The sequence below is a fragment of the Streptomyces sp. NPDC104581 genome (genome assembly GCF_055583685.1).
Genome location: NZ_JBVJNN010000021.1, coordinates 42,869 through 58,932 on the forward strand (window position 1 = coordinate 42,869; position 16,064 = coordinate 58,932).

14 protein-coding genes and 1 tRNA gene are annotated in these 16,064 nt (G+C 70.7%); 5 read left to right on the top strand and 10 right to left on the bottom strand.

Going from position 1 to position 16,064, the window contains the following annotated elements; all coding sequences use genetic code 11:
- Positions 1–59: 59 nt before the first annotated feature.
- Positions 60–132: transfer RNA gene (locus ACZ61E_RS18835), tRNA-Thr, on the bottom strand.
- A gap of 143 nt (positions 133–275) precedes the next feature.
- Between ACZ61E_RS18835 and ACZ61E_RS18840 the strand changes: the two genes are divergently transcribed.
- From ACZ61E_RS18840 to ACZ61E_RS18855, 4 genes are all read left to right on the top strand, one after another.
- Positions 276–1,703, top strand: coding sequence for an RNA-guided endonuclease InsQ/TnpB family protein (locus tag ACZ61E_RS18840; RefSeq protein ID WP_469700761.1), 1,428 nt, complete (start codon positions 276–278; stop codon positions 1,701–1,703).
- Between the two features lie 386 nt (positions 1,704–2,089).
- Positions 2,090–3,226, top strand: a complete 1,137-nt coding sequence (locus tag ACZ61E_RS18845) for an ABC transporter ATP-binding protein (protein WP_469700763.1) — start codon at positions 2,090–2,092, stop codon at positions 3,224–3,226.
- 217 nt (positions 3,227–3,443) lie between these two features.
- Positions 3,444–3,866 (top strand): hypothetical protein, encoded by a 423-nt coding sequence (locus tag ACZ61E_RS18850; protein ID WP_078076561.1) that lies wholly within the window; start codon positions 3,444–3,446, stop codon positions 3,864–3,866.
- Between the two features lie 38 nt (positions 3,867–3,904).
- Complete coding sequence (locus ACZ61E_RS18855; RefSeq protein WP_469700764.1) at positions 3,905–4,621, top strand: nucleotidyltransferase family protein; 717 nt, start codon at positions 3,905–3,907, stop codon at positions 4,619–4,621.
- 257 nt (positions 4,622–4,878) lie between these two features.
- Here ACZ61E_RS18855 and ACZ61E_RS18860 read toward each other — a convergent pair whose 3' ends face one another.
- The 7 genes from ACZ61E_RS18860 to ACZ61E_RS18890 form a co-directional block, all read right to left on the bottom strand.
- Positions 4,879–6,609, bottom strand: a complete 1,731-nt coding sequence (locus tag ACZ61E_RS18860) for a DoxX family protein (RefSeq protein WP_469700765.1) — start codon at positions 6,607–6,609, stop codon at positions 4,879–4,881.
- Positions 6,610–6,825: 216 nt separating this feature from the next.
- Positions 6,826–7,776: a 23S rRNA (guanosine(2251)-2'-O)-methyltransferase RlmB gene (gene rlmB / locus ACZ61E_RS18865; protein WP_469700766.1), complete on the bottom strand. Its 951-nt coding sequence runs from the start codon at positions 7,774–7,776 to the stop codon at positions 6,826–6,828.
- Between the two features lie 189 nt (positions 7,777–7,965).
- Positions 7,966–9,384 (bottom strand): cysteine--tRNA ligase, encoded by a 1,419-nt coding sequence (cysS, locus tag ACZ61E_RS18870; RefSeq protein WP_469700767.1) that lies wholly within the window; start codon positions 9,382–9,384, stop codon positions 7,966–7,968.
- A 204-nt stretch (positions 9,385–9,588) separates the two neighbouring features.
- Positions 9,589–9,993, bottom strand: a complete 405-nt coding sequence (locus ACZ61E_RS18875; RefSeq protein ID WP_469700769.1) for a PPOX class F420-dependent oxidoreductase — start codon at positions 9,991–9,993, stop codon at positions 9,589–9,591.
- Positions 9,994–10,157: 164 nt separating this feature from the next.
- A complete protein-coding gene (gene ispF, locus ACZ61E_RS18880; protein ID WP_469700770.1) occupies positions 10,158–10,670 on the bottom strand; it encodes a 2-C-methyl-D-erythritol 2,4-cyclodiphosphate synthase in 513 nt (170 codons plus the stop codon).
- Complete coding sequence (ispD, locus tag ACZ61E_RS18885) at positions 10,660–11,406, bottom strand: 2-C-methyl-D-erythritol 4-phosphate cytidylyltransferase (protein WP_469700771.1); 747 nt, start codon at positions 11,404–11,406, stop codon at positions 10,660–10,662. Before ispD ends, ispF begins: the two co-directional genes overlap by 11 nt.
- A 475-nt stretch (positions 11,407–11,881) precedes the next feature.
- Positions 11,882–12,364 carry a CarD family transcriptional regulator gene (locus ACZ61E_RS18890; RefSeq protein ID WP_003953493.1) on the bottom strand — a complete coding sequence of 161 codons (483 nt, stop codon included), beginning with the start codon at positions 12,362–12,364 and terminating at the stop codon, positions 11,882–11,884.
- 625 nt (positions 12,365–12,989) lie between these two features.
- Here ACZ61E_RS18890 and ACZ61E_RS18895 point away from each other — a divergent pair.
- Entirely contained in the window at positions 12,990–13,724 is a 735-nt protein-coding gene (locus tag ACZ61E_RS18895) for a copper chaperone PCu(A)C domain-containing protein (RefSeq protein ID WP_469700773.1), read from the top strand.
- A 152-nt stretch (positions 13,725–13,876) separates the two neighbouring features.
- Here the strand turns inward: ACZ61E_RS18895 and phoP are convergent, their stop codons facing one another.
- Together phoP and phoR are read right to left on the bottom strand one after the other, a co-directional pair.
- Complete coding sequence (gene phoP, locus ACZ61E_RS18900) at positions 13,877–14,548, bottom strand: two-component system response regulator PhoP (protein ID WP_023540733.1); 672 nt, start codon at positions 14,546–14,548, stop codon at positions 13,877–13,879.
- A 5-nt stretch (positions 14,549–14,553) separates the two neighbouring features.
- Positions 14,554–15,816, bottom strand: coding sequence for a two-component system sensor histidine kinase PhoR (gene phoR, locus ACZ61E_RS18905; protein WP_469700775.1), 1,263 nt, complete (start codon positions 15,814–15,816; stop codon positions 14,554–14,556).
- Positions 15,817–16,064: the final 248 nt, after the last annotated feature.

Here is a 16,064-nt window from a genome sequence, read left to right on the forward strand (position 1 = left end):
CCGCACCCCACCGAAAAGCCGAAAGGCCAGGTCACCCTTGATGACCTGGCCTTCCCCCGAGCCGCCTGTCGGAATCGAACCGACGACCGTTCCATTACAAGTGGAGAGCTCTGCCAACTGAGCTAAGGCGGCGTTTCGCACACGGTGGAAGCGGTGCGCGAGAGTGCCTCACTCTACACAGCGGCCAACCGCCCCAGCCACAGAGATCCACCCGCGCGTGACCTCACGAGCACGCGTTCGTTGTACGGACGGACGCACTGTCCGACGATGTGATCATGACGGGGGGAGCCGTGGTGGAGGCCGTGGGCGGACGCATACGTGTCACCGGCCCGGAGGCTCGACGCGTCAAGCGTGAGTCGCTCGGTATCGCCGATCCGCGCAAGCACCACGACCGCCGCGCCGCGCCGCCCACGCGTCGGTCCCGTGCCGGGCGACCGGACATGCGGCAGCGCGTCTACCGCTTCCGCTTCTATCCGTCCCCCGCACAGGCACAGCAGTTGGCGGACACCTTCGGCGCGTGCCGGTGGGTCTACAACGAAGGGCTCACCCTCCGTACGGAGGCCTGGGAACGGCACCGCGTCTCCGTGGGCTTCGCCGAGACCTGCCGCGCTCTGACCGGGTGGCGGCGGGCGGAGGGGACCTCGTGGCTGGCCGCGGTGTCGTCCACCGTGCTGCAACAGGCTCTGCGGCACCTGGACAGCGCGTTCTCCCGGTTCTTCAAGGGGGCGGCGAAGCATCCGCGGCGGAAGAGGAAACACCGGTCACGCGACTCGGCGACGTACGTGCGGACGGGTTTCCGCTGGATCGAGGACCCCGAGCACCCGGGGACCGGGCTGGTGACGTTGGCGAAGCAGAACGACCCACTGGATGTCCGCTGGTCCCGCGCGCTGCCCAGCGGGACGGCGCCGGTGAAACTGACCGTGACACGGGACAGGGCCCACCGCTTCTTCCTGTCCGTACTGGTGGAGGAGCGGATCCAGCGATTGCCCGCAGTGTTCCTGCCCGGTGACGGTGCTCCGAAGGCGGTGGGCCTGGATCTCGGCCTGGCGTCCCTCGTGACCCTGGACGACGGTACGAAGCTCGGTCACCCCCGCCTCCTGAAGAAGTACGAAGGCGAACTGGCCCGTGCGCAGCGGAGCCTGCACCGCGGGGCGAGGGGTTCGGCGAACCGGGAGAAGGCCCGCCTCCGGATCGCCCGGCTGCACGCTCTCATAGGCGACGTACGCAGAGACATGCTGAACCAGTTCACGACCCGCCTCGTGCGCGAGAACCAAGTGCTCGTGGTGGAAGACCTGTCCGTCGTGACCCTGCTGCGGTCGGCCAGGGGCGCGGGACGCCGGAGGAAAGCCGGGCTGAGCCGCTCCATGCTGGACGCGTCGTGGGGCGAGCTCCTGCGTCAACTGCGCTACAAGTGCGCTTGGTACGGACGCACGCTGGTGGTCGTCGACCGCTTCTTTCCCTCGACGCGCCGCTGCTCCTCCTGCCACACGACGGGCCCACGACTGGACATGTCGGTACGGACCTGGACGTGCTCCGGGTGCGGCGTCGAGCACGACCGCGATGTGAACGCGGCGGTGAACCTCCGCGACGAGGGAATGCGGCTCTACCGGACAGTGGCGTCGGCACTGCCTCCCGGCCAGGAGCCACCCCCGGTGATCAGCGCATCGGAGCTGACGGAGTCCGCGAACCGCGAGGCCCCGTAGAAGCCATTGCCGGGTTTGTTCGCGGTACGGACCGACGGGCCGTCGGCCGGAGCGCCTGTGGAGCCCGCGTAGGACCGGACGAACGCGCCTCTTGAGAGGTCGCGGCCGGACGGCTGCGGGCGTCGAAGCAGGAAACCCGTCCCGTGAGGGGCGGGAGACCACCGCACGCGGTGGGCCAGGTCAAAAGTGCGCTGCTCTGCCGTTTCCCCATGAACAAGATCGAAAATTTCGGCGACGCAGGACTACTGACAGATCTTGAAACGCGGGGTAGCGTCACCTCAAGTTCATCCAGGTGGACTAGACCCATCCTCCGCCCTCCGGCGGGGGAGCCATTCCTTTACTCGGATCGTCCGGCACGTTCCTGCCGGTGAAGGGACCACATCACCATGGCCACTGTTCAGTTCGACAAGGCGACCCGTGTGTACCCGGGTTCCACGAAGCCCGCTGTCGATCAGCTCGAGCTCGATGTCGCCGACGGCGAGTTCCTCGTGCTCGTCGGGCCCTCCGGTTGCGGCAAGTCGACCTCCCTGCGCATGCTCGCGGGTCTTGAGGACGTCAACGGCGGAGCGATCCGCATCGGTGACCGCGACGTCACGCACCTGCCGCCCAAGGACCGGGACATCGCGATGGTGTTCCAGAACTACGCGCTCTACCCGCACATGTCGGTCGCCGACAACATGGGCTTCGCGCTGAAGATCGCGGGCGTCAACAAGGCCGACATCCGTAAGAAGGTCGAAGAGGCCGCGAAGATCCTCGACCTCACCGAGTACCTGGACCGCAAGCCGAAGGCGCTCTCCGGTGGTCAGCGCCAGCGTGTGGCGATGGGCCGTGCGATCGTGCGTGAGCCGCAGGTGTTCCTCATGGACGAGCCGCTGTCGAACCTCGACGCCAAGCTCCGTGTGTCGACCCGTACGCAGATCGCCTCGCTCCAGCGCCGTCTGGGCATCACGACCGTGTACGTCACGCACGACCAGGTCGAGGCCATGACCATGGGTGACCGGGTCGCCGTCCTCAAGGACGGTCTGCTCCAGCAGGTGGACTCGCCGCGCAACATGTACGACCGTCCCGCCAACCTCTTCGTCGCCGGCTTCATCGGCTCCCCGGCCATGAACCTGGTCGAGGTCCCGATCACCGACGGCGGTGTGAAGTTCGGCAACAGCGTCGTCCCGGTCTCCCGCGAGGCGCTGTCCGCCGCGGCCGACCGCGGTGACAGCACCGTCACGGTCGGTGTCCGCCCGGAGCACTTCGACATCGTGGAGCAGGGCGGCGAGGTCGCGAAGTCGCTGTCGAAGGACGCCGACGACGCGCCGGCCGGTCTGGCCGTCACCGTCAACGTCGTCGAGGAGCTGGGCGCCGACGGTTACGTCTACGGCGACGCGCAGGTCGGCGGCGAGCACAAGGACCTGGTGGTCCGCGTCAACGGCCGCGCCGTTCCCGAGAAGGGCGCCAAGCTGCACGTCGTGCCGCGGCCGGGCGAGACGCACGTCTTCGCGTCGTCCACGGGCGAGCGTCTCAGCGACTGATCCCCTTCAGCGCGACTGAACTGAAGAACGTACTTACGGCCCCGCACTTCGGTGCGGGGCCGTTTGCGTGGGCGGCTCGCGCGGACACAAATACCCCGGCACACGGGCCATTTCGAATCGCGTGCGTCAACACCCGATTCGAAAAGCCCAGTCGAACCATCCCTCGGCCGAGTGACTAAATGTCGCCAAATCATCACTGACCGCTACGCTCGCCTCCGTGACCCACACTGCCCGCCGAATCGGCCGAACTCTCGCCCTCGTACTGCCCGTCGTCCTCGTCCTCTCCGGAACCCTGGCGGTCGCGACCGTCCCGTGGGCGGCGAAGAACTCCGAGGCACAGATCCTCACCGCGTCCTCGGACAAGGCGTCCGTGCGTGCCAAGTCCCGCGCCCCGCAGGACGTTCTCCGCGACAAGCTGCTCGTGGAGCTCCAGGAGAAGGACCCGGGGATCGCCCTGACCCACCTCCAGCGCCAGATCGAGGAGCGCCCCTCGCTCGCCAAGCACTGCATGTCCCTGGCACGCGCGCTCGGCCGCGCCGCTGTCGCGCACTACGGACCCACCCGCGCGCAGTCGTTCTCCCGCCCCGTGTGCGACACCTCGTTCGCCTACGGGGTCTCCCAGCAGACCGCGGGGCACTGAGCACCGCCTCCCCGACCGCCCCGCCTATCGTTCACGGCATGATGACGTTTCCGACGCAGGCCGTGGTCCTCGCGGGCGGCCAGGGTTCGCGGCTGCGCCCGTACACCGACGACCGACCGAAGCCGATGGTCGAGATCCCCGGGACGGGGACCCCGATCATCGGCCATCAGCTCGCCTGGCTGGCCGCCGAGGGCGTCACGGACGCCGTTGTCTCGTGCGGCCATCTCGCCGAGGTGCTCCAGGAGTGGCTGGACGCTTCGGAACTCCCGCTGCGTGTCACGACCGTGGTGGAGAACGAGCCGCTCGGCCGCGGCGGTGGTCTCAAGTACGCGGCCGCCCGGCTGCCCGAGCCCGAGCGGCCCTGGTACGCCACCAACGGCGACATCTGGACACGTTTCTCGCTGCGCGAGATGGCCGCGTTCCATGCCGAGCGCGATGCCACCGCGACGCTCGCCCTCGCCCGGCCGAGGATTCCCTGGGGGGCCGTGGAGACCGACGAGTTCGGCCATGTGCTGGATTTCATCGAGTCGCCGCCGTCGCCGTATCTGATCAACGCGGGTGTGTACGTGTTCTCTTCGGAGTTCGCGGGTCTGCTGCCCGACCGGGGCGACCACGAGCGGACGACCTTTCCCCGGCTGGCGCGCGAACGCCGGCTGGCGGGCTTCCCGCTGCCGCAGGGCGCGTACTGGCGGGCCATCGACACCGCGAAGGACCTCACCGAGGCGGCCAAGGAGCTGGCGTCCGCCGCGCGTTGACGTACTCCCGGCCGCTCCCGTCGCCCCTCCCCCGGGCCTTTCGCCGCCCCTCACCGACCGGTGCCGGGCCGCACGCTCCTGACGGGGCCTGACGGGCGCCGGAGCGTCTCCGTGCCCCTCGGGGCCGTACGGGACACCGGGGGCCCGCAGACGGGCGCAGAGCCCACACGGAGGGCACGGCAGACAGCTACGAGGGCGGCCACCCGATCCCGCCGGGTGGCCGCCCTCGTACGTGTTCCGGCCGTCGCCGCGCCGCCTCAGCCCAGCAGGCCGCCGATCGGGTTCTTGGCGCCTCCGCCACCGCCGCCGGTGGACGAGCCGCCCTCGCCGCCCGTCGTGCCGCCGCCGTCGCCTCCGCCTCCCGTGGTGCCGCCGCCGCCCGTCGAGCCGCCGCTCGTGGCGGGACCCTGGCTGCTGGACGGCGGTGGTGCCTGCTGCTGCTGGGACGTCTGCGGGGGTGCCTGGCCGGTGCCCTGGGTCTGGCTGGGCTGTCCGCTCGCGCCGGTCGGGCCGGGCTCGCGGGCCGGGTCGCGGCCCGGCGTCGACTGCTCGGCGGACGGTCCGCTGGTCTGGCCGGCGGTCGGCGCGGCGCTGCCGCCGTTCTGCCGGGCCTCGCCGGTGGGCGAGCCGGACGCGCTGCTCCTGCCGGACTTCTGCGGGAGCGGCGAGCCGGGAAGCTGGTTGACCGGGTTGTTCGGTCCGGGCACGGTCACCATGTCCGTGGACCGTACGGCGCCGCCGAGCATGGAGCCGATGAGCAGCGTCAGACCGATGACCACGGTCGCGACGACCGCGCCCCGGCGCAGTACGCGGCGCCGCAGCTCCCGCAGGGGAGTGCGCGGGCCGAGCTTGCGCCAGGCCTCGCCGGCCAGGCGTCCGTCCAGCGAGTAGACGGGGGCGCCCGCGATGATCAGCGGGGACCAGGCGGCCAGGTAGATGATGTCGGGCGCGTCGTAGACGGGGACGGTGCGCCAGCTGACGGTGAGGATCAGCGCGGCCGAGAGCAGCGCCCCGAAGCAGGCGGCGAGCCGCTGCCAGAGGCCGAGGACGGTGAGCACTCCGGCGATGATCTGGAGGAACGCGACGCTGAGTCCGGCGCCGACGGGGTGCGAGAGGGCGAAGTCGCGCAGGGGTTCGGCGAGCGCCCACGGCTGGAGCGAGGTGAGCCAGGTGACCATGGAGCCGCGCTTGCCGCCGTCGAAGTAGACGGGGTCGCAGAGCTTGCCCATGCCCGCGTAGACGGAGATGAGTCCGAGGAAGACGCGGAGCGGGAGGAGCACCACGCCGAGGTTCATACGGCGGCCGGGGTAGTAGGCGTGCCGTACGGCGGCGTCGGCCGGTGAGAGGTCCCGGCGGTCGCCGCGGGGGTCGTCACCGTGGTCGTGGCCGCGGCGTTCGCGTTCGTAGTCGCGCTCGTACTCGAGGTCGTCGCGGTCGTCGTGGCCGCCGCGGTGGCGTGCGCCGCCCGCGCCGTAGGTGTCGTAGTCGGGTGTGTCGTACGCGCCGACGGCCTGGCGCATGGGGGGCAGCAGGGGGGTGTCGGATCCGGCGCCGGCGCGGTGCGGTACGCGCGGGGTCGGCATCGTGTCGTCGCCGAGGTCGATGCGCGGGATGACCTGGGTGGAGCCGGTGGCCCCGGCTTCGTAGGGGCTGCCCGGCGCGTCGGTGAGGGCCGCGCCCGTGGCGGTCGCGGAGGAGTTCCGTACGGCCTGGAGGAGCCCGGTGGCTCCGAGGTCGCCCGGTTCCGACCTGCCGCTCCAGACGACGGGGGCCCGGCGGCGGGCGGCGCCTGCGGGGCGGCTCATCGCGGGGATCCGCGCGGTGTCCGCCGTGGCGCGTACGGGGCTGGGGCGCTGGCTCGCTGCGAGCTTCACCCGAAAGCTGGCGTGGTTCACGATGACCTGCGCGGGATCGCAGTCCACCTTGACCATGCTCAGCGGGGGCTGTTCGTCGAACCCGGGCCGGGGCGTTCTGGTGTCCACACTCATCTAACCGAGTGACTTGTGTTTAGGACACTGCCTTGACGGCCGGGAAATGTCCGAGACCCGTCAAGAGTGGGGCGACGGGGACATCAGTACGAGGGCTACCCCGTACCCGCCCGGCGCCACCGCGTACCGCGCCGCCCCGTACCACCGCGTAAGGAACCGCAACGCGCCGCCCCGCACCGGCGCGGTGCCCGTCGCCGGGCCCGCGCCCCCGGCCGCTCAGCCGCGCCGGCGGGCCGCCTCGTACAGCACCACACCCGCGGCGACGCCCGCGTTCAGCGATTCGGCGCCGCCCGGCATCGGGATCCGCACCAGGTGGTCGCAGGTCTCGCCGACCAGCCGGGACAGGCCCTTGCCCTCGCTGCCGACCACGATCACGACGGGGCCGCCGAGCGCCGGGAGGTCGCCGACCTCGGTGTCGCCGTCGGCCGCGAGACCGACGACGGTCAGCCCGGCCTTCCGGTAACTCTCCAGCGCGCGGGTGAGGTTGGTGGCGCGGGCGACGGGCGTACGGGCGGCGGTGCCGGCCGAGGTCTTCCACGCCCCGGCGGTCATCCCGGCGGCGCGCCGCTCGGGGACGACGACGCCGTGACCGCCGAAGGCGGTGACGGAGCGGACGACGGCGCCGAGGTTGCGCGGGTCGGTGATGCCGTCGAGCGCGACGATCAGCGGGTCCTCGCCCTCGTCGAAGGCGGCGGCGGCCAGGTCCTCGGGGTGCGCGTACTCGTACGGCGGGACCTGGAGCACCAGGCCCTGGTGGTTGAGGCCGTTGGTCATGCGGTCCAGCTCGGGCCGGGGGGCTTCCATCAGGTGGATGCCGCCGCGGTCGGCGGCGAGCTGGAGGGCCTCGCGCACCCGCTCGTCGTTCTCGATGTACTGCTGTACGTAGAGCATCGTCGCCGGTACGCCGTCGCGCAGCGCCTCGAAGACCGGGTTGCGGCCGACGACCATCTCGCTGGTGCCCTTGCCGCCGCGCCGGGTGACCTGGCGGCGGGCGGTCAGCTTGGCCTTGGCGTTGGCGACACGGTTCTGCACATGGCCCTTGCGGGCGGACGCCGGCGGCGTCGGGCCCTTGCCCTCCAGTCCGCGGCGCCGCTTGCCACCGCTGCCGACCTGCGCGCCCTTCTTGTTGGACGTGCGGCGGTTCCTGCGTTGGCTGTTCCCGGCCATGACCTACCTGTTTCGTTGCTTTCGTCGGTTCGTGAGAACTTCACTTCGTTCACGCGAGTGTGCCGCCCGGCGGCCGGACAGCACAATCGGGGCCCGGCCGGAGCCCTGTGGCGCCCGGTCCGCCCGGCGCCTCCTCTTCAGGAGGCCGTTCCCCGCCTCCTCTTCAGGAGGCTGTGCTGTCTGCCCCGCTCAGCGGGGGCCGAGCGTCCACCGCGGGCCCGCCGGACTGTCCTCGATGACGAGTCCGGACTGCTGGAGCCGGTCCCTGATGGCGTCGGCCGCGGCCCAGTCCTTGCGGGCCCGGGCCGACTCACGCTGGTCGAGCACCAGCCGTACGAGGGTGTCGACGACTCCGTGGAGGCTGTCGCGCCCGTCGGGGCCGTCCTCGCCCGCGCCCGCTCCCGTCCAGTGTGCGTCCAGCGGGTCCAGACCGAGAACTCCGAGCATCGCGCGGACCTCGGCGAGACGGGCGACCGCCGCTTCCTTGTCGTCGGCGGCGAGGGCCGAGTTCCCCTGCCGGACGGTGGTGTGGATGATCGCGAGGGCCTGCGGGACTCCGAGGTCGTCGTCCATCGCCTCGGCGAAGGCGGGCGGTACCTCGTCGGCGGGCCGCACGGTGTGGCCGGCCATCTCGATGACGCGCTGGACGAAGCCCTCGATCCGCCCGAAGGCGGACTCGGCCTCGCGCAGGGCCTCCTCGCTGTACTCGATCATCGAGCGGTAGTGCGGGGTGCCGAGGTAGTAGCGCAGGACGATGGGCCGCCAGTGCTTGACCATCTCGCTGACCAGGACCGAGTTGCCGAGCGACTTGGACATCTTCTCGCCGCTCATGGTGACCCAGGCGTTGTGCACCCAGTAATCGGCGAACCCGTCGCCGTACGCCTTGGCCTGCGCGATCTCGTTCTCGTGGTGCGGGAAGACCAGGTCGAGCCCGCCGCCGTGGATGTCGAAGGCGCTGCCGAGGTACTTGTGCGCCATGGCGGAGCACTCCAGGTGCCAGCCGGGCCGGCCGGGGCCCCAGGGGGTCTCCCAGTACGGCTCGCCGGGCTTGGCGGCCTTCCACATGGCGAAGTCGCGCCGGTCGCGCTTGCCGGTCTCGCCCTCGCCCGAGGGCTGGCGCAGGTCGTCGATGTCCTGGTTGGAGAGCTGGAGGTACTCCGGGAAGGACCGCACGTCGAAGTAGACGTTGCCGTCGCTCGCGTAGGCGTGACCGCGCTCGATGAGGACGCGCATCATGTCGATCATCTCGGGGACGTGCCCGGTGGCGCGCGGCTCGTAGGTGGGCGGCAGGCAGCCGAGCACGTCGTAGCCGGCGTTGAAGGCGCGTTCGTTCTCGTACCCGATCGCCCACCAGGGGCGGTCCTGGACGGCCGACTTGGCGATGATCTTGTCGTCGATGTCGGTGACGTTCCGTACGAAGGTCACGTCGTAGCCGCGGTGGGTGAACCAGCGCCGCAGGATGTCGAAGTTGAGCCCCGACCTGATGTGCCCGATGTGCGGTGCGGACTGCACGGTGGCACCGCAGAGGTAGATCGAGACACAGCCCGGGACGAGCGGGGTGAAGTCACGGATCTGCCGGGCGCCGGTGTCGTACAGCCGAATAGTCACCAGACAAGGGTAGTGCTCCGGAGGCAGTGCACCGGGCCCCTTGGGCAGACGGGACACCGAAGCGTGACGTTGCGCGCCCCGCACGACCCCCGGCGGAGGCTGCCGGAGGGGGGCCGGGCGCTCCCGGACGGCGGCGCGCGGCGCCCTCCGCGACGTCCGGGCACTGTCCGTGATCGGACAGTGCCCGGTGGCGCCGGGACGGCGTCAGATGCGGCCGACGACCTTCCGGGGGGTGATCCGGACGACCACGCGCTCGTCGTCCTGCGCCGCGTTCGAGTTGAACTCGGCGTACGGCTTCCCCACGTACTTCACCGCCAGCTCGTCGATGAGCTCCTGGCCGCCCTCCGTGGTGAGGGTGGCCGACCCGCGGATCTCGGCGTACGAGTACGGGGCGTCGAAGGGCTGGAGCATGACCGTCACCCTCGGGTCGCGCCGCAGGTTCTCCTCCTTACGACGGCCGACGGTCGTCGAGATGAGGATGTCGTCGCCGTCACGCTTCACCCATACCGGCGACACCTGGGGGCTGCCGTCGGGCTGGATGGTGGCGATCGCGACGAAGACGGGGCTGTCGAGGAGCTCCTTGAGCTTCTCGGAGAGAGCGACTGCCATCGATGCTGCCTTTCCTGGAAGGGATGCGCGGAAGGGGTACGCCGTGGTGCGCGTACCCCTCGTCGCCTTCTCAACCGACGTGGGCCGCCCGGTATTTCGGGTCCGGCCGCCCGATGTCGGCGGGCCGCCCGCCGTCTGGTCGGGCGGGCGTCCGCGCGGAGGGTTCAGCCGGCGCGCACCAGCAGCGCGGTGGCGATCGCGGCCAGGCCCTCGCCGCGTCCTGTCAGCCCCAGCCCGTCGGTGGTCGTGCCGGACACGGAGACGGGCGCGCCGACGGCTTCCGACAGCGCCTTCACGGCCTCGTCGCGGCGCTTGCCGATCTTCGGCCGCACGCCGATGACCTGGACGGCGACGTTGCCGATGACGAACCCCTCGGCGCGGACGATCCTGGCCGCCTCCTTGAGGAGGGTGACGCCGGAGGCACCGGACCACTCGGGCCGGGAGGTCCCGAAGTGCGCGCCGAGGTCGCCGGCGCCGGCCGCGGAGAAGAGCGCGTCGCAGGCGGCGTGGGCGGCGACGTCGCCGTCGGAGTGGCCGGCGAGGCCGTAGCCGTCGTTCCCCGGGCCGTCCCAGAGCAGACCGGCGCACCACAGCTCACGCCCGGCCTCGAAGGCGTGCACGTCGGTGCCGATGCCGATCAGCGGCAGGGCGGGGAGCGGTGCGGACTCAGAACCCATCGGTGGCCCTCCTGCGGGCGAGTACGGCCTCGGCGAGCACCAGGTCCAGCGGCCGGGTCACCTTGAACGCCTCCTCGTGGCCGGGCACGACCACCACGGGCGCGCCGAGCTGTTCGACGAGCCCGGCGTCGTCGGTGGCGCCCTGGCCGGCGAGCGGCACGGTCAGGTGCGCGCGTACGAGGGTGTCCCGGTCGAAGCCCTGCGGGGTCTGTACGGCGCGCAGTCTGGCGCGCTCGGGGGTGGCCACGACGGGCTCGGGCTGGTCCTTCCCGCCGGGCTCGACCTCTTTGACGGTGTCGGCGAGCGGCAGGGCGGGGACGACGGCGGGCGCTCCGGCCCGTACGGCGTCCACCACGGCGTCCACGGTGTCGACCGGCACGAGCGGGCGTGCCGCGTCGTGGACGAGGACGGTGGTGATGTCGTCCGGCAGCGCCTCCACGCCGAGCCGTACGGACTCCTGGCGGGTCTCGCCGCCGGGCACCACGAGATAGTCGGTGCGGGTGGGCAGCGAGTGCTCGTCGAGGAGCAGCTTCACCGGCCCCGCGTCGTCGGGCGGGGCCACCACGACCACGAGGGAGACCGCGCGGGAAGCCGCCATGGCCCGTACCGCGTGGACCAGCATCGGGGTGCCGCCCAGGGTGCGGAGCGCCTTGGGGGCGCCGGGTCCGAGCCGTATGCCACGGCCCGCCGCGGGGATCACGGCGGCGGTGCGGTGTGGGCTCGATTCGTCTGACATCGGTTGCACTCCGGCAGGTTTGTTTCCTCGGCCGACATGGGTATGGCCTCAGCGTGCCGGGCGCGGCGCCTTGACCGGACCCTTCCGTGACACTGGTTGAGACCAGCTGCGCCAGCTGCCCGGGCCCGGCACACCAGGATCGGGCGCAGGCGCGTGTGCCGGATTCGAGTACGGATACGGGGACTGCGGGGGAAATTCGGTTGTGACGGGGTGTCACATCCGAGTAGATCTTAGGGCCGGACGAGGCTCGTGAAGAGGTCCCGCCGCAGAGATTCTCACTTGCCGGGTCCGCCGACTCCTCCGGGCATGCCGCAGTGCCCGGCGACTCAGCGTCTGGATGAATCACTGCTGGTCAGCGGGCACCGCGGCATTGATGCCTGGTCCTGTTTCACGTCCGGCCACTGCTCCGCGTCGGTGCGCGTGTGACGCGCACATCGGCGTGCACGACAGCCGGGACGTCCGGGTCAGGACCCGGTCAGGACGCGAGGACCTCGTCGAGCAGGGCCTCGGCCTTGTCCTCGTTGGTGTTCTCCGCGAGAGCCAGCTCGCTCACCAGAATCTGGCGCGCCTTGGCGAGCATGCGCTTCTCACCTGCGGAGAGACCGCGCTCCCGCTCCCGGCGCCAGAGGTCGCGGACCACTTCGGCGACCTTGATGACATCGCCGGAGGCGAGCTTCTCGAGGTTTGCCTTGTAGCGCCGGGACCAGTTCGTCGGCTCTTCGGCGTACGGTGCCCGGAGCACCTCGAAGACCCGGTCCAGCCCATCCTGACCGACCACATCGCGCACTCCGACGAACTCCGCATTGTCCGCCGGGACACGAACCGTCAGGTCGCCCTGGGCGACCTTGAGCACCAAGTAGGTCTTGTCCACGCCTTTGATCTGGCGAGTTTCGATAGCCTCGATCAGCGCGGCCCCGTGATGGGGATAGACCACGGTGTCGCCAACCTTGAACGTCATGTGACAGGTACCCCTTCCGTGGCTATCCAGGGTAACACGGGAACGGCCTGTTCTGAATGGCGTTTTCGCAGGTCAGGGCGCATCTCGGGGCTTGACAACAGCAATAGGAACGTGCTGCGAGCGGCTTCCGGAACGAGGTATTCGCAGGTGGGAGCGGCTGCGAAGCCGGACGGAAACACACGTGTTCCACCACCCCGAACCCCGCCACGATGGGTTGAACATCCACATATGTCTGGTTCCGAAGGCTGAACTTCCCCTGCTCCGTTCGGATGTCGGTCACACGTACGGACGGAAGTGCGAACCCAATCCGAATTTGATCACCCGCGGTTTACACAGCTATCCGGCGCTATTCGTAAGGAATGTGTGTCGGGCCGGGGAATTGATCACCGGACTTATGTGAACGGCGTACTAAACATGCCGTGACCACTTACTTCCGCCTCTCCCGGGACCGCACTCATCGGTCGTCCCCCGGTCGCGTCCCCGGCCGCCCTCGCCGCCGGCCGGGCGCCGTAGTGGCGGGTCGGGTGCGGGGCTGTGACGGGGGCTCGGTAACCTGGGCCCGCTGAACCAGCGCCAGCCTCACTCAGCCCGCCCGCACGTCCAAGTCCAAGGAGTTGCCGCCGCCGTGAGCCGCAGCCTTCGACGCGGCACCCTCGCCGCGTCTGCCATCGCGTTCTCGATCGCCTCGCTCGCCGCGTGCGGCGCCGGCAACAACGCGCAGACGCTCGGCGTCCGACCTGACAACGCCTCGACCTCGATCGGCGACATCAGCGTCCAGAACGCCACGGTCGTCACTCAGCCCAAGGCCACCGCCGAAGGCCCCGCCGTCATCACCGCGACCCTCTTCAACAACGGCCGCACCCAGCAGACGCTCGACGCCATCACGCTGCCGGACAGCGGCAACACCGTGACGATCACCCCGGTCAAGGGCAAGGGACCGCTCAAGGTGCCCGCGGGCGGCTCGGTCCTGATCGGCGGCGAGGGCAACGCCTCCGCCGTGATCGAGACCGGCAACGAGCCCGCGCGCAACGGCGACGCCCAGCGCGTGGTGTTCCAGTTCAGCGAGACCGGTGACGTCGCGCTCGACGCCTTCGTGGTCCCGGCGACCGGCCCCTTCACGGGCTTCGGGCCCAGCGCGCAGCCGTCGCCCGGCCCCACGCAGCAGCCGGGCGGTTCGCCCTCGGGCTCCCCGTCCGACGGCGCGTCCGGCGCCCCCGGCGACGAGGAGCGGGACGACAGCGCCAACGGTGGGTCCGAGGCGCCCGAAGGCACCGCCGAAGGCGCGGACCAGGGCACCGAGGAGGGCGAGCAGTCGACACCGACGGACGCCGCCTCGGCATCCTCGAACACGGAGAACTGAGCACCGGGCCACGTGTGAGGGCGCCGTACCGGGATCCCGGTACGGCGCCCTCACACGTGTGACCGCGTACGAGCCGCGCGCGATCTCTCCGGGCGAACGGGGCAGGGTGACAGGGGCCGGGGGCCGGAGCCGGACGCCGGAGCCGGGGGGGTCTACGGCTCGAACTTGTAGCCGAGACCGCGCACCGTCACCAGGTACCGCGGCGCCCCCGGGTCCGGCTCGATCTTCGCCCGCAGCCGCTTGACGTGGACGTCGAGGGTCTTGGTGTCCCCCACGTAGTCGGCGCCCCAGACCCGGTCGATGAGCTGCATACGGGTCAGCACCCGGCCCGCGTTGCGCAGCAGCATCTCCAGGAGGTCGAACTCCTTCAGCGGCAGGTCGACCTTGCCGCCGGAGACCGTCACGACGTGGCGGTCCACGTCCATCCGGACCGGGCCGGCCTCCAGGGCGGCGGGCGTGACCTCCTCCGGCTCGCCCCTGCGGCGCAGCACCGCGCGGATGCGCGCCACCAGCTCCCGCGAGGAGAAGGGCTTGGTCACATAGTCGTCGGCTCCTATTTCCAGGCCGACGACCTTGTCGATCTCACTGTCCTTGGCGGTCACCATGATCACCGGGACGTTGGACTTCCCGCGCAGCTGGCGGCACACCTCGGTGCCGGGCAGACCGGGGAGCATCAGGTCGAGGAGGACGAGGTCGGCGCCGTTGCGTTCGAACTCGTCGAGCCCCGCGGGCCCGGTGGTCGCGATCGCGACCTCGAAGCCTTCCTTGCGGAGCATGTAGGAAAGGGCGTCGCTGAAGGATTCCTCATCCTCGACGACGAGCACTCGGGTCACGGAAGGACCTCCGGGGCAGGGATCTCAGTCGATTGGTCAAGATCGTTGACGTCGTGATGAAAGCGGCGCTGGGCGTCTTCGTCCTGGCCGGTGGGTGTGCGGTCCCGTCCGGCGCGCGCCTCGGGGAGCCTCAGGGTGAAGGTGGAGCCCTGGCCTTCGGAGCTCCACATCGTGACCTCCCCGCCGTGCGAGGCGGCCACGTGCTTGACGATGGCCAGGCCGAGGCCCGTGCCACCGGTGGCTCGGGAGCGGGCCGGATCGACGCGGTAGAACCGCTCGAAGACGCGTTCCCGGTCCTTCTCGGAGATGCCGATCCCCTGGTCGGTGACGGCTATCTCGATCAGATCCCCGCCCGGCGCCGCCACATGGCGGGCCGCGATGCCCACTCGGGTCCGGGCCGGGGAGTAGTTGACGGCGTTCTCGACGAGGTTGCCGAGGGCGGCGGCCAGCTGGCCGCGGTTGCCCCAGACCCGCAGGTCGGCGGCGCCGCCCGCGGCCATGGTGATCTGCTTGGTGGACGCCGCGTGCCGGGACCTGTCGATGGCCTCGTCGACGAGTTCGTCCACCCGTACGGGTTCGGCGTCCTCCAGCGGGTCGTCGTTCTGCACCCGCGAGAGGTCGATGAGTTCCTGTACGAGATTGGTGAGCCGGGTCGCCTCGATCTGCATGCGGCCGGCGAAGCGGGTGACCGCCACGGGGTCGTCGGAGGCGTCCATGACCGCCTCGGAGAGCAGGGAGAGCGCCCCGGTGGGGGTCTTGAGCTCATGGCTGACGTTCGCCACGAAGTCACGCCGGACCGCTTCGATCCTGCGTGCCTCCGTGAGGTCCTCGACCAGGAGCAGTACGAGGCGGGAGCCGAGCGGCGCCACCCGGGCCGATACGGCCAGGGCATCGCCGCGGCCGGTGCCGCGCCGCGGAAGGTCGAGCTCCACCTGGCGTATCTCGCCGTCGCGGCGGGTGTCGCGCGCCATGTGCAGCATCGGCTCGACGGCGAGCTTGCCGCCCCTGACCAGACCCAGCGCGTACGCGGCCGAGCTGGCCTTGACCACCGAGTCGCTCTCGTCGAGCACGACGGCGGAGGAGCGGAGGACGGAGAGCACGGTGTCGACGCCGGGCGGAAGACCGGCCTCCGTGTGCAGTGAGCTACGGGTGGGACGGGCCTGGTCACGCTCGCTCCAGCGGAACGCCAGCATGGCGATCACGCCGGTACACGCCCCGGCGATCGCTGCCACTGCGGCGACCGCCGCGTTCACGTCCATGTATCCAGGTTATGCGCGGTCAGCGACACTCTCCCAGCCGTACAGGTGTCTTCTCGAACACTCGTCGCCCAGAGTTCACCGTGGAGAAAGTGCCGGTTCACTTGGGAGGGAGCATCCGGACTCCTGACGGCCCGAACGTGGGACCGTGGGGGTTCGACAGCCCCTACCCCTGACGGTCCGTAGCCGGTCCGTGCGACGAGGACGGTGCTGTTCGGGGGCCATTTCGACGTACTCGGACACCCCGGACC

Bases quoted from the DNA above. Each gene is read 5' to 3' on its own strand.
- ACZ61E_RS18840 (WP_469700761.1), top strand. From the start codon at position 276: ATGACGGGGGGAGCCGTGGTGGAGGCCGTGGGCGGACGCATACGTGTC.
- ACZ61E_RS18845 (WP_469700763.1), top strand. From the start codon at position 2,090: ATGGCCACTGTTCAGTTCGACAAGGCGACCCGTGTGTACCCGGGTTCC.
- ACZ61E_RS18855 (WP_469700764.1), top strand. From the start codon at position 3,905: ATGATGACGTTTCCGACGCAGGCCGTGGTCCTCGCGGGCGGCCAGGGT.
- ACZ61E_RS18860 (WP_469700765.1), bottom strand. From the start codon at position 6,609: ATGAGTGTGGACACCAGAACGCCCCGGCCCGGGTTCGACGAACAGCCC.
- rlmB (WP_469700766.1), bottom strand. From the start codon at position 7,776: ATGGCCGGGAACAGCCAACGCAGGAACCGCCGCACGTCCAACAAGAAG.
- ACZ61E_RS18875 (WP_469700769.1), bottom strand. From the start codon at position 9,993: ATGGCAGTCGCTCTCTCCGAGAAGCTCAAGGAGCTCCTCGACAGCCCC.
- ispF (WP_469700770.1), bottom strand. From the start codon at position 10,670: ATGGGTTCTGAGTCCGCACCGCTCCCCGCCCTGCCGCTGATCGGCATC.
- ispD (WP_469700771.1), bottom strand. From the start codon at position 11,406: ATGTCAGACGAATCGAGCCCACACCGCACCGCCGCCGTGATCCCCGCG.
- ACZ61E_RS18890 (WP_003953493.1), bottom strand. From the start codon at position 12,364: ATGACGTTCAAGGTTGGCGACACCGTGGTCTATCCCCATCACGGGGCC.
- phoR (WP_469700775.1), bottom strand. From the start codon at position 15,816: ATGGACGTGAACGCGGCGGTCGCCGCAGTGGCAGCGATCGCCGGGGCG.